Below are 13,044 nucleotides of genomic sequence, written 5' to 3' on the forward strand. Positions count from 1 at the left end.
TTAAATCTCAAAATTTTTTTAATTTTACTTGATTTTCTTATAGTTAAATACCTCGTAATAAGAGTACCATATCATCTTTCTATCGTCATTGATTTGATTTTCATACAATTTCGTTTGTATTCGTCTATTTGTGATGATATCGATGAAAATCGCTTTATTTTAAAGTATTTTAATGTTAGAATTGCATAGAAATCAATGACAAAGGGTTAGTAGATATCGGCTGTGTTGTAGAGAGAAGATGTTTGGTGAAAATCTTCCATAAGTGATATTGAAGCTTCCTTTAGCAGAGTGCTTAATCAGCAACGTATCTCTACGTTACAGAGCAATTAAGGTGCGCACATTTTGTGCGAATCAGGATGGTACCGCGTGTTAACGTTCCTGGATGTAGGAACGTTTTTTATTTGTTCAGGAGGAAAACAATGGAAAAGCAATATCGACTCAGTGGAAATGAAGTCAGACAAAAATTCTTAGATTTCTTTGCGTCTAAGGGTTGTATGATCGAACCTGGCGCAAGTCTTATTCCACACAATGATCCAACACTTCTATGGATCAATGCTGGTGTATCAGCGTTAAAGAAGTACTTTGATGGTTCAGAAAAGCCAGCATCAAATCGTATCTGTAATGCCCAAAAATCAATTCGTACCAATGATATTGAAAATGTAGGTCGCACAGCTCGTCACCATACATTCTTTGAAATGCTAGGTAACTTTTCAATCGGTGATTATTTCAAGAAAGAAGCGATTACTTGGGCGTGGGAGTTCTTGACATCTCCAGAGTGGATTGGTTTTGATCCTCAACGTTTGTATGTCACTGTTTATCCAGACGATGACGATGCATATAACCAATGGGTTAAGGTAGGTATGATTCCGAGTCATATTCGTCGTACAGCAGATAACTTCTGGGAAATTGGACGTGGACCTGGTGGACCTGATACAGAGTTATATTATGACCGTGGGGAAAAGTATGATCCAGAGGGTATTGGTGAAAAGTTATTCTTTGAAGATTTAGAGAATGACCGTTACATCGAAGTATGGAATATTGTATTCTCTCAGTATGATTGTCGTCCTGGTGAAGTTGACCGTCATGAGTATAAGGAATTACCACAAAAGAATATTGATACAGGTATGGGTTTAGAACGTCTTGTATGTTTGATTCAAGATGGTGAAACGAACTTTGATACAGACTTATTCTTGCCAATTATTCATGCGACTGAACAGTACGCAAAGCATCCATACAGCGAAAAAGAATATAAGATGGCATATCGTGTTATCGCTGACCATATCCGTACGGTAACATTTGCGATAGCGGACGGTGCGATGTTCTCGAATGAAGGTCGTGGATATGTACTACGTCGTGTATTACGTCGTGCAGTACGTTATGGTATTAAGCTAGGTATTGATGGTGCATTTATGTACAAACTTGTAAAGGTAGTTGCAGACAACATGATCGCATACTATCCATATGTACAGGAAAAAGTTGCCTTAATTGAAAAACTAGTGAAGCAAGAAGAAGAATCCTTCCATAAGACACTTGCTAATGGTGAAGCACTTTTACAGGATGCATTATCCCAGCATGCGGATACTAAGGTCTTACCTGGCGAAGTAATGTTCAAGTTATATGATACTTATGGCTATCCAAAGGAACTTACAACAGAGATTGCTGAAGAAGAAGGCTATCGTGTAGACTCTGAAGGTTTTGATAAAGAAATGCAGGCGCAGAAGACACGCGCAAGAGAAGCACGTGGAAACATTCAGTCCATGCATGGTCAATCCGCTGATTTAATGGACTTCACACAAGAAAGTAAATTTACTGGTTACACAGACACACATTCTAAAGGTAAGGTAATTGGCTTATTTAAGGATGGCGTACGTGTAGAGACTTTAACAGATGAGGGTGATATTATCCTTGATGAAACTTGTTTCTATGCAGAAAGTGGTGGTCAGTGTGCAGATACTGGTGTTATTTGGAATGATCATTTTAAAGCTAATGTAACCAACGTTCAAAAAGCTCCACATAAACAACCATTGCACCACATCACAATTATTGAAGGAACACTATCTGAAGGCGATGTAGTAGAAGGTGAATACGACTATGAAAAGCGTCAACGCACACGTGCTAACCATAGTTCATTACACTTATTGCAAGCAGCACTAAAGAAGGTATTAGGCGATCATATTGCCCAGGCTGGTTCTTATAACTGTCCAGAATATGGAAGATTTGACTTTACGCACTTTGAAAAACCAACGGAAGAACAACTTAATGAAGTAGAGCGTCTTGTAAATGAACAAATCGCATTAGCACAACCTGTTGTGACTGAAGTGATGGATGTTGAGTCTGCGAAGAATTCTGGTGCGATTGCGCTCTTTGATGAAAAGTACGGTGATACAGTACGTGTTGTATCTATGGGGGATTTCTCAAAGGAATTCTGTGGTGGTACACATGCAAGTAACACAGCTGACTTATGCGTATTCAAGATTACTTCTGAAGAATCTATTGGTTCTGGTATTCGACGTATTACATCTGAGACAAAGTTTGATGCATACCAAAACTTCAAGAGTGAAGAACAGTATCTACTTGAATGTGCGAAATTAATGAAACTACAATCATGGCAAGGATTTAGAGAGAAGTTAATCGCATTACAAGAAGAAAATGCACTACTTCGCAAAGAAAATGATGCTCATAAGGAAGCAGCTCTATTATCCTCAGCAGATACAGCAGTACAGAAAGCTGAAACAATCAATGGCTTATCTTGTGTATTATTAAGCTTAGATGGCTTTGATACAAATAGTCTAAAGGCATTTGCAGAAAATGTACGTAATAAGCTTGTGGATGGATTTGTATTTGTATCCAATACAACAGATGGTAAGGTTACATTTGTATGCGCTAGCTCTAAGGCTGCGATTGCCAAAGGTAAGAAAGCTGGTGATATTGTAAAGGCTGCTGCACAGTTAACAGGTGGTAACGGTGGTGGTAGACCTGACATGGCACAAGCTGGTGGTAAGGATACTTCTAAAGTACAAGAAGCACATGCATTAGTAAGAGATATTCTTGCACAATAATCATGTTTTGAAATAGGTATCGTTTTGGTACCTATTTTTTTATAGTTTTCATGTTACAAACACAATGAAATGATGCGGTTGTATATACTTTTTGTAAAATATGACATAAAATAACTACATAGATGGAGGTAGTCAAAATGATGAAACAAAATAATTTGACTGAAACGATGAGCTTTAATTCTGAAGAGATTCGTCGTGAAACAATCCACGAAGTTTTAAAACAGGTAGAAGCTTCATTAAGTGAGAGGGGTTATAACGCTATCAATCAATTAGCAGGTTATTTAATCTCTGATGATCCTGCATATATTTCTTCACATAACAATTCTAGAAGTTTAATCCAATCCGTTGAACGTCATGAAATTATTGAAGAATTAGTTCGTTTCTATTTAGAGGCACATCACTAAATGACACGCTATCTAGGTTTAGATCTTGGTAGCGTAACTTGTGGTGTTAGTTTTAGTGATACCGGATTAATTGCAAGAACAATTGAAACGATTCGTTTTAAACCAGATGATTACAATATGGCTCTAGATAAAGTGCTAGATATTGTCGATCGCGAAAAGCCAGATATTATCGTGTTAGGGTTACCGTTATTATTGAATGATGATGTTGGTCCACGTGCACAGATATGTTTAGAGTTTGGTGAAGTTCTTGAACAAGAATCAGGTATACCGGTTAAGATGCAAGATGAACGATTTACGACAGCAGTTGCTGAAAGTATCTTGTTAGAAGCAGACGTATCAAGAAAGAAACGTAAAAAGAAGATTGATCAGTTAGCTGCAGTACAAATACTGCAAACTTGGCTAGATCGCAATGTAAAGTAAGGCGGCAAAACGCCTTTTTTAAGGAGAGATGATAGTATGATTGAAAACAACATAATGATGATTACTGATGATGCAGGCAATGAACGTGAAGTTGAAATTCTTTTAACGTTTGAAAACGACGATAAGACAAAGAAGTATGTATTATTCACTGACCCAACAGATGAAGAAGGCAATGTTTATGCATATAGTTACAATGAAGATGGCTCTATGGATGAAGTTGTTGATGAAGAAGAATGGGAAATGTGCCAAGAAGTGTTAGGTGCATTTATCAGTGAAGATGATGGTGAATAGGCATGGCTAAAAGAAGAAAGAAAAGAAGTTTAATTCCATTATTACTTATTTTGATCTTGGCGGTTGGTTGTGTAAGTTCTTATATTTATTATTCACAATCCATTAAGGCTGTATCAGAAACTTCTGAAGAAGTTGAATTTAAAGTAAATAGTGGTGATACATCGGCAGATATCTTACAACATTTAAAAAATGAAAATCTCATTAAGGATGTTAACGTTGCAAAGTTATATATTAGACTCTACGAGCTAAATAATTTCAAATCTGGGACATTCACATTAAATCGTAATATGGATTTACATGCGATTTTAGAGAAATTAAATAGTTCCACAGCAGCGGCAAGTGATACTGTTTCTGTAACCGTTACAGAAGGGGACTGGGCAAAGCATATCGCTGAAAAGATTGCGGCAGTAACCAATGTAAAAGAAGATGAATTACTAAAGTTATGGAATGATAAAGAGTGGATTTCTTCACTTAAATCTACATATCCATTTATAACAGATGAGATGTTTCAAGAGAATGTACGTATTTATCTCGAAGGATATATCGCTCCAAATACTTATGAGTTCTATAAAGAAACAACCGCAAAAGATGTGACACTAAAGATGTTAGACCAAACAAAGGTTGTCTATGAAGCAAATAAAGATGCGATTGCCAAGAGTAAGCTTTCTATTCATGAATTATATACTTTAGCTAGTATTGTTCAGTATGAAGGTGGTGGCGATGAGACAACACTGCGTACAATTGCAGGCGTATTCTACAATCGTTTAAACCAAGGCATGTTGTTGCAGTCAAGTGTAACAGTATGTTATGCGATTGACTTTGATCGTCAAACAGATAAATGGCAAGCTTGTGAAGTGAACGCTGAGTTTGATTCACCATATAACACATATCTTCATAAAGGATTACCACCAGGACCTATTGAAAACCCTGGCGAGAAAGTATTTAAAGCTGTCTTAAATCCAATTGAAACAGAATACCTATACTTTGTGGCTGATACAAAGACGGGTGAAGTATTCTTTGCGAAGACACTGAGTGAGCACAATCAAAATGTGAAAGACCACGTTAACTTAAATGATTAAAAGTACTGTTTGTTATCTAATTCGTGATGATAAATGGTTAATGTTGTTGCGAAATAAGAAACAACACGATCTAAATCACGGAAAATGGATTGGTGTAGGTGGTAAGCTCAAGGAAAAAGAGACACCATACGAATGCATGGTGCGTGAAGTATTCGAAGAAACAGGCTATCAAGTACATTCTGCACAATATTGTGGTGTTATCCATTTTCATTACAATCACCATGAAGATGAAGTAATCTATGTATATCAAACAAATGATTATACAGGTACACTTCAGGAATGTAATGAAGGTACGCTTGCATACATTCCGAAAAATGAAATTCTACAATTAGAACTTTGGGAAGGTGATCGAATCTTCCTAGATAAAATGTTTCGTAATGAAATCCCATTTTCAATTAGTTTATACTACGATGAAAATGAGATTTTAGTAAAAACAGAAGTGAAAGAGGCAAATACGAATGAGTAAACCGATTATTATTGGCATTGCTGGTGGTAGTGCATCTGGAAAGACATCAATCTCTGAAACGATTAAAAAGACGTTTGCGGATAAGAAGTCTGTATTAATTATTCGTCAAGATGACTATTATAAAGACCAAGCACATAAACCAATGGAAGAACGTATTAAGACAAATTATGATCATCCATTTGCGTTTGATAACGACTTATTGATTGAAAATATTCAAGATTTAATTTCGAATAAAGTTATTCGTAAGCCAATCTATGACTTTGTGAATCATACGCGTAGTAGTGAAACAGAAGATTGTTATCCTTGTGATGTATTGATTTTAGAAGGTTTATTTGTTTTAGAAGAAGAAAAGATTCGCAATTTACTTGATATTAAAATCTTTGTTGAGACAGATGCAGATATTCGTTTCATTCGTCGTTTAGTACGCGATGTAAAAGAACGTGGAAGAACTTTAGAGTCTGTAGTTAATCAATATGTAGGAACTGTAAAGCAAATGCATGAAGCGTTTGTGGAACCATCTAAGAAATATGCGGATGTAATCATCCCTGAAGGTGGAAAGAATACAGTTGCGATTGATTTACTCACAACAAAAATCAGTAGCGTCATTACGCACACAATGCTATAATAACCAAGCGTAAGGAGTAATAAAATGGCTGAAGAAAATAAAACATATCTTACTGAAGAAGGTCTAAAAAAGTTACAAGATGAATACTACAATCTTGTCCACGTTGTTCGTGAAGAAGTTAAGCAAGAATTAGCAGAAGCGCGTGCACAGGGTGACCTTTCAGAAAATGCGGACTACGATGCGGCTCGTGATGAGCAGGCGAAGGTAGAAGCACGTATTGCAACTTTAGAATACATGCTACGTAACTATGAACTTATTGATACGAAGAAAGCTGGTAAGAAGTCAGCTGTTCATATCGGTTCTAGCGTTACATTATTATTTAACGATACGAAGGAAGAAATTACTTATGATATCGTCGGTTCAACAGAATCTGATCCTTTAAATGGACGTCTATCTAATGAAACACCATTAGCACAAGCTATCTTAGACCATAAAGTTGGGGATGTTTGTGAAGTACGTGTTGCAAATCCTTATTCTGTTGAAATCTTAAAGATTAAGTAAGGAATTAGAAACAGTATTACAAATACAATAAGTGGAGGTCATATGAAATTATGATTTTCAATATTTTATAAGGGCTCTTAGTATATTTGAAGAGTTCTTTTAATATTGTTCTTTTATAATTTCTATATTTCAAGTATATTGAATTTTAGTAAGCTATGTAGTAGCCTATTAATAGCTATTAAAGCTAATACAAATAACTTTTTTTAATTTAAACCCTTATTCTTTATCTGTTGTTTTACCTTATGTATCAATTTATTATCTTAATGTTACTAGTAAATAATAAAATTATTATATATGTATATCGATTAATTACTAATAAAATTTGTATTAACGTAACTTTTTGTTTTGTCAATTTATTTGATGAAAATTGTTAAAGGAGAACTTATGAAGAAAAAAGTTTTAGTTATGGCTGGTGGCGATGGAATTGCTAATCCATACATAAATACAATTGAAAATAAAGTCTCGAAACATGTAATTATATCAGCATTAGAAGAAGAACATTCCGATAATAAAAAGATTATTGAAAGAATAAATAACAATCCCGATAACTTCTTCTCTGTATGGGGATATAGTGAAAAAGATTCACATTTAAAAAAACAACCTCCTAAAAAGGGTGATTATATTTTTATTACATACAAGAACGCTGCAATTTATATAGCAAGAATATTTGAAAACGTTGTATCAACTAAATTAGATTCTATTTGGGCTGGTAGAAATGGCTGGAAATATAAATTACTACTCCAAGATGTAATAAGAATATTCATTCCTGACCCCCAGAATGGATCTATAAATAGTTTAAATAAAAAATTCGATTATTTATGCCTAAATAATATTTTTGCACCTAATTTGGACTCTATAAAATCAATTGAGAAGTATTATGATTCCAATATAGGTTTCAGAAATATTATTGATAAAATAGATAAGTATGGAAATTTTCAGGCTGCAATGTACTTATCAATTGATAATAGTGAAATGCTTAAACGATTAGATCAATATATTAAACTTACACATTACGAGTGTATAATAAAGGTAATTTAAAATATGAAAGTAATAGAAATCATTGATAATAAAGATAAGCATAATTTTCTTCTAGTTAAAAACGAGTCGAACTTTAGTTTAAGATATTCTAGTAATATTACTTCATTAACTTGCATAGTTGGAAAAAACGGTTCTGGGAAGACAAGATTTCTTGATTCATTATTATGTAAAGATAAGGACCTTGAAATAAAAACCGATGACAAAAATGATGAGAATTTATCAATAATAAAATATTCAGGTGCTATTGAATTACACAAAAACATCAATATTCCAGATGGTTCATTTGATATATCTACATCTTACCTTCTGAGTACTAAAAGTTTGAATGAAGTAAATAGAAATGATTCAATATATCAGGTTAGCGTTATGATTGATCTTTTTGATTCATTAACTACTATGATTAAACAAGACTACAAGTCTGTCAAAATAAAGTTAACTGATGCAGGAGAAGCAATAAAGAAATATGGTGATCGATATTTGAGTAATATTCTAGATAATTCTGATTTTAAAAATATTAATAAACAACTTAATCTTAAACCTAAACATATAATGCCCATCTTATTAAAAAAGTTTATTTCTATCCTATTTGATATTTTAAAACTTAACGATTATAACAATGATAATTCTGCTAAAACAAAATCAATTTTAGATAGTATTAACTTCAATGATTTAAAACCTAAGCACCAATTTAATAAATTAGTTAAAGAATTTTTACAAGCTGTAAATAATACAAATGATACTAGTTGTGATATTGAATTAGAGCTTAGTAAATTAAAGCAATTCTTTACTGATATTAAATTTTTTTTCAATAGCTATAAAAATGAATGGGATTTATCAAATAAAAATGATAGAAATACACTAAAACAATATGTCAAAATGATGATAAACAATAACCCAGAATCATCTATTTCAAGTGAAGTTTTTTCTGTTATAGAATTTGAATGGAATGGTTTAAGCTCAGGTGAATTAGCTCTACTAAATCTTTTTGGAAGGTTACATGAGATTAAAGATAAGGTTAAGGACAATATTTTATTGTTAATTGATGAGGTTGATCTAGGTCTACATCCAGAATGGCAAAGAAGATGGGTGAAAGATGTATTACCAATTATTGGTAATATATTAACTGTAAGAAAAAAAATTCTGCAAATAATAATATCTACACACTCACCAATTATTCTTTCTGATATTTATACTGGAGATATCATTTTCCTTTCTGAGAAAACTGATAATCAAACTTTTGGCCAGAATATTTATGAATTATTTAATTCATCATTTTTCTTAGATCGTGTTCAAGGAGAATTTTCTACTAAATACATATCTGATATTTCAAAAATCTTAGAATCCAAAACCATTAATAAAGATACGAAAGAAAAGATTAAAGATTTTCTATCAGAATATTTTGAAATAACTACCGAAGAGGAATGCATTAAAGAATTCGAAAGTGCAATCAATATTATAGGAGAACCTATAATTAGGAATCATTTTTTATATAAATTAAGGGAATTAAAAAATGAAGATATAGAAGAATTAATTTATTACCACGAACAAGCAATATTAAGATTAAAAGGAAAAAAATAATTATGACAGTATATTTAAAAAAATATAGTGCTGATTTCGAAGAGAAATTTTATGATAGTATAGCTGCTAGGATAAATGAAGATTATAAAAAACAAATAATTAATGAATTGAATATGTTAACAAATGGTAATAATTTTACAGACTTTAAAGATTTAATTTTAGCAGACCATGAGTGTCTCCAACGATTTGTAAACGATGTAAATGCTTGTAATTCAAAAAAGTTTAATTCTTGGAAAAGATTACAAGCTAAAAAAAAGTCTTTTAATAATGAAGAAGAGAAACTTTTGCAACAAGAAGTACAAATTTTTTATACGATCTATAATTGGTATGATTCGAAAATCAAAAAAATGAAAAATGATATTAAATTGAACTTGGAGATTTTAGGAAAAGTACATGTTTGTCCCTATTGTAACAGAGATTATATTAATGAAAGAGACGAGAAGTATCCAGGAGGGCATTTAGATCATTTTTTTCCGAGAATCAAATACCCATTTTTATCTATATGTCTTTACAATTTGATACCATGTTGTTCAATTTGTAATACAAAAAAAGGGGAGAAAGATTTAAATATTTCACCTTTTATGAAAGCAGATGAAGATTCAAACCTTAAATTTGAATTTGATTTTATTAATGATACTTGGAGGCCTACGATTAATCCAGTAGATCCTAAATTTCAAAATGATTTGAATATTCTAGGTCTTCAAAAGGCATATATAATACATCAAGACGAATTAACAATGATTGCAAAAAATAGAGAGCGATATTCAAAATTTTATGAAGAATATCTATCAGGAATAATAGGTGTTGATAAAGACTATATTAAAACTCTGGTTGAAGATTTAATTTTTGGTGATATTCAAGCATATGATTATGAACGTTTTAAAAATACACCTCTTAGTTATTTAAAACATCAATTTTATATTTATTTAAATGATTTAAATAAATAATTAATATGTATCTAGATTATATGAATTTTTTTAAAGTATTTAAATAATTGTTAGTTATATAAGATAAAGTATTCATTTTAATTTTATTTTTAAATTATTCTTCAATACTACTATACTATAAAGTATTTTTAATTTAATTGGTTCAACAGAATCTGATCCTTTAAATGGACGTCTATCTAATGAAACACCATTAGCACAAGCTATCTTAGACCATAAAGTTGGGGATGTTTGTGAAGTACGTGTTGCAAATCCTTATTCTGTTGAAATCTTAAAGATTAAGTAAGGAATTAGAAACAGTATTACAAATACAGTAAGTGGAGGTCATATGAGACTAATACTTACTATTTTTTTATCTCTATTAATTCTATTTTCAGGTCAATTTCAAATTATCGATATTCAACAACATACAAAGTCTATGATTCATGTAACTGTACATGGAGAGGTATTACGAGAAGGAGTTATTTCATTAAAACCATACGCAACGCTTGAGGAACTTATCACTTTCGTAGGTTTAACGAATGACGCTGATATTTCAAGTTTGAATCTTGCGACTGTACTACATGATAAAGATGTTTTAACGATACCTGCAAAGACAAGTGAGAAACAAATCAATCTTATATCGATTAATACTGCTGACTTTAATGCTTTACTACAGATTCCCAAAATCGGTGAGAAAACTGCACAAGCAATTATCGATTATCGTAACCAATATGGACTATTTCATTCCTTGGAGGATTTAATGAAAGTGAAAGGTATTGGCCAAGCAAAGTTTGATTTCATAAAAGATAAAATCTGCTTATGAAGGGAATCATAAATAATCCATTACTTGTTTTACTGATGTATCTACTATGTCTATCTATGCAAGGACCATATAAACTTTATGTAATACTTCTATGTATTTTATATTGGTTTAGACATCATAATGTAAGAAGTTGTCTGTGGCTTAGTTTTATTTTATGTATTACATATCTTCCTAGGTTTGATTTGCTGAAATCAGATGTTTATCGAATTATTGATGTAAAAAGTAACTATGCAATTATCGAAAATAGAGAAAATAGAATAGTTGTATATACGACTTCAACATTACCATTTGACGCTGAAGTAGAAGTGGGTAAGCATATTCACTCATTTGAGTATGATTCTAAATTTTATGGATTTTCGTTATATCAGTGGGCAAAAGAAAACGAGTTTAGTGGCTATACTTATCAGTCAGAAATAAAGGTAATTCAACAACATTTTACTTTACAATCTTGGATTCAAAAACAAATAGACAAAGTTAGTGATAATTTACGGAAAGAAATGCTTTATCAGATTATCTTTCGCATTAAAAGTAAGGGAATTGATATCACGGATATTTATGAACAAAGTGGTTTTTCGTATGTTGCAGGTATATGGTCATTGTTATATGTCATCAAATTTTTTACTACACAGCAACAACGTAAAATCATTAAAGTTCTATGCTTAATTGTTTTAAATATCTTTTACCATTATCCGATTGTGTTAGTATATTCGTTATCGTATGCATTATTACAGTTTTTTGATATACCAACAAGAGTAAAAATACTTCTTTCGAGTATTGTTTTATTAGTCATCTATCCGAATGCCATTTATTCTTTATCATTCCAAATACCACTCATATATCGCTTACAAAATTTATTTACATCACAACGTAAGATATTGATAGCTATTATAGTTGCAGGGATATGTAGTATCAAGTTTAATTTCATTCAAATTTTATCGTTATTGTTTTATCCAGTCTTGCGTTATTTTATGGGTTTAACATGGGTAATGGGATTTGTTCAATTGTGGACTGGATTTGATATGGTTCATCTAGTAGCGATTGTATCTAAAATAGTTGTAAAAATTCAATCAATTAAGCTTTATGGAAATATCTTTGGTATTGGTATAGTATTTCCACTACTTATGTATAGAAGTTTAAAACATAAGACGTTTAGACTGTATTGTCTTAGTATTATGTTGGTATTGATGTTAGGGCTATCCGCAATACATCCACTATCAGAAGTTACAGTATTAAACAATCCTAAAAATACTAACATTATTTTAAAACCTTCACTATCAAATAAAGCTACAGTATTATCTCTTACAGATATAGTAATAGACAAAGATTTACAAAGTTATTTATATGCAAAAGGGATAACATATATACATTCATTTAATGATTCAGGAAATGAAATAGAAGGAATTAAAGTAATATCTAGTCCAGATAGTGCAGTTGTAAAACAATTAAACCAAATGAATACAGATCATTCCATCTGGTATTTCAATTATGATGGACTTATGTTTCTCGTGTTTACATATCTTGATCAAAATGATATTACTTATTTTTTAAATCATTATGATAACTTAAATATTGATGTGATGATTCTTGCAAATCATGGTTCGAGCAGTGCAAATCCTCCGGAATTATTTGATCATATACAACCAAAGCTGTGTATCTCCATAAATAAACCTTATCTAAATAGCCATTTACCTTCTCGTACAGTGATTAAAGATTTGAAGAAAAGGGGAATTGTGTTGTTAGATACTGGTAGTTATGGTGATATTTCGTTTTTTAGTATCTTTCATAAGCATTTCGCTCTAACATCAAGCGGGAAAATTGTTATAATTAACTAGCA

At 31.7% G+C, this 13,044-nt stretch carries 14 protein-coding genes and 1 other annotated feature; all 14 genes read left to right on the forward strand.

Translation table 11 applies throughout. The features are described 5' to 3' along the window. The first annotated feature begins 186 nt into the window (after nt 1–186). Nucleotides 187–383: a binding site (T-box leader), on the forward strand. A 36-nt stretch (nt 384–419) separates the two neighbouring features. The 14 genes from alaS to RYK16_RS01640 all read left to right on the forward strand — a co-directional run bounded on the left by alaS (nt 420) and on the right by RYK16_RS01640 (nt 13,042). Next, complete coding sequence (gene alaS / locus RYK16_RS01575; RefSeq protein WP_314850320.1) at nt 420–3,059, forward strand: alanine--tRNA ligase; 2,640 nt, start codon at nt 420–422, stop codon at nt 3,057–3,059. 140 nt (nt 3,060–3,199) lie between these two features. After that, a complete protein-coding gene (locus tag RYK16_RS01580; RefSeq protein ID WP_028077304.1) occupies nt 3,200–3,463 on the forward strand; it encodes an IreB family regulatory phosphoprotein in 264 nt (87 codons plus the stop codon). Further along, complete coding sequence (ruvX, locus tag RYK16_RS01585) at nt 3,464–3,883, forward strand: Holliday junction resolvase RuvX (protein ID WP_298665912.1); 420 nt, start codon at nt 3,464–3,466, stop codon at nt 3,881–3,883. It begins immediately after the preceding gene. A gap of 36 nt (nt 3,884–3,919) precedes the next feature. Next, on the forward strand, nt 3,920–4,174 hold the full coding sequence (locus RYK16_RS01590; protein WP_314850323.1) for a DUF1292 domain-containing protein: 255 nt from the start codon (nt 3,920–3,922) through the stop codon (nt 4,172–4,174). A 2-nt stretch (nt 4,175–4,176) separates the two neighbouring features. Then, a complete protein-coding gene (gene mltG, locus RYK16_RS01595) occupies nt 4,177–5,253 on the forward strand; it encodes an endolytic transglycosylase MltG (protein WP_314850325.1) in 1,077 nt (358 codons plus the stop codon). After that, nucleotides 5,246–5,719 carry an 8-oxo-dGTP diphosphatase gene (locus RYK16_RS01600; protein WP_314850326.1) on the forward strand — a complete coding sequence of 158 codons (474 nt, stop codon included), beginning with the start codon at nt 5,246–5,248 and terminating at the stop codon, nt 5,717–5,719. Before mltG ends, RYK16_RS01600 begins: the two co-directional genes overlap by 8 nt. After that, a complete protein-coding gene (gene udk, locus RYK16_RS01605; protein WP_314850327.1) occupies nt 5,712–6,344 on the forward strand; it encodes a uridine kinase in 633 nt (210 codons plus the stop codon). Before RYK16_RS01600 ends, udk begins: the two co-directional genes overlap by 8 nt. Before the next feature lie 24 nt (nt 6,345–6,368). Then, the gene (gene greA / locus RYK16_RS01610) at nt 6,369–6,845 is read left to right on the forward strand and encodes a transcription elongation factor GreA (RefSeq protein WP_314850329.1); all 477 of its coding nucleotides are present in this window, start codon (nt 6,369–6,371) and stop codon (nt 6,843–6,845) included. A 384-nt stretch (nt 6,846–7,229) separates the two neighbouring features. After that, on the forward strand, nt 7,230–7,883 hold the full coding sequence (locus RYK16_RS01615; RefSeq protein WP_314850331.1) for a hypothetical protein: 654 nt from the start codon (nt 7,230–7,232) through the stop codon (nt 7,881–7,883). Between the two features lie 3 nt (nt 7,884–7,886). Continuing rightward, nucleotides 7,887–9,461, forward strand: coding sequence for an AAA family ATPase (locus RYK16_RS01620; RefSeq protein ID WP_314850332.1), 1,575 nt, complete (start codon nt 7,887–7,889; stop codon nt 9,459–9,461). 2 nt (nt 9,462–9,463) lie between these two features. Then, nucleotides 9,464–10,408, forward strand: a complete 945-nt coding sequence (locus tag RYK16_RS01625) for a hypothetical protein (protein WP_314850333.1) — start codon at nt 9,464–9,466, stop codon at nt 10,406–10,408. 136 nt (nt 10,409–10,544) lie between these two features. Then, nucleotides 10,545–10,691 carry a GreA/GreB family elongation factor gene (locus tag RYK16_RS01630; RefSeq protein WP_314850607.1) on the forward strand — a complete coding sequence of 49 codons (147 nt, stop codon included), beginning with the start codon at nt 10,545–10,547 and terminating at the stop codon, nt 10,689–10,691. A 42-nt stretch (nt 10,692–10,733) separates the two neighbouring features. Continuing rightward, entirely contained in the window at nt 10,734–11,210 is a 477-nt protein-coding gene (locus RYK16_RS01635; protein WP_314850335.1) for a ComEA family DNA-binding protein, read from the forward strand. 182 nt (nt 11,211–11,392) lie between these two features. Then, the gene (locus tag RYK16_RS01640) at nt 11,393–13,042 is read left to right on the forward strand and encodes a hypothetical protein (protein WP_314850336.1); all 1,650 of its coding nucleotides are present in this window, start codon (nt 11,393–11,395) and stop codon (nt 13,040–13,042) included. The last annotated feature ends 2 nt before the right edge of the window (nt 13,043–13,044 follow it).

It is taken from the genome of uncultured Solobacterium sp. (genome assembly GCF_963550625.1).
Taxonomy (GTDB): domain Bacteria; phylum Bacillota_I; class Bacilli_A; order Erysipelotrichales; family Erysipelotrichaceae; genus Bulleidia.

Excerpts from the sequence above, each read along its gene's own strand:
- RYK16_RS01580 (WP_028077304.1), top strand. The coding sequence starts at position 3,200 with ATGAAACAAAATAATTTGACTGAAACGATGAGCTTTAATTCTGAAGAG.
- RYK16_RS01620 (WP_314850332.1), top strand. The coding sequence starts at position 7,887 with ATGAAAGTAATAGAAATCATTGATAATAAAGATAAGCATAATTTTCTT.
- RYK16_RS01590 (WP_314850323.1), top strand. The coding sequence starts at position 3,920 with ATGATTGAAAACAACATAATGATGATTACTGATGATGCAGGCAATGAA.
- RYK16_RS01615 (WP_314850331.1), top strand. The coding sequence starts at position 7,230 with ATGAAGAAAAAAGTTTTAGTTATGGCTGGTGGCGATGGAATTGCTAAT.
- mltG (WP_314850325.1), top strand. The coding sequence starts at position 4,177 with ATGGCTAAAAGAAGAAAGAAAAGAAGTTTAATTCCATTATTACTTATT.
- ruvX (WP_298665912.1), top strand. The coding sequence starts at position 3,464 with ATGACACGCTATCTAGGTTTAGATCTTGGTAGCGTAACTTGTGGTGTT.
- RYK16_RS01600 (WP_314850326.1), top strand. The coding sequence starts at position 5,246 with ATGATTAAAAGTACTGTTTGTTATCTAATTCGTGATGATAAATGGTTA.
- RYK16_RS01635 (WP_314850335.1), top strand. The coding sequence starts at position 10,734 with ATGAGACTAATACTTACTATTTTTTTATCTCTATTAATTCTATTTTCA.
- alaS (WP_314850320.1), top strand. The coding sequence starts at position 420 with ATGGAAAAGCAATATCGACTCAGTGGAAATGAAGTCAGACAAAAATTC.
- udk (WP_314850327.1), top strand. The coding sequence starts at position 5,712 with ATGAGTAAACCGATTATTATTGGCATTGCTGGTGGTAGTGCATCTGGA.
- greA (WP_314850329.1), top strand. The coding sequence starts at position 6,369 with ATGGCTGAAGAAAATAAAACATATCTTACTGAAGAAGGTCTAAAAAAG.
- RYK16_RS01625 (WP_314850333.1), top strand. The coding sequence starts at position 9,464 with ATGACAGTATATTTAAAAAAATATAGTGCTGATTTCGAAGAGAAATTT.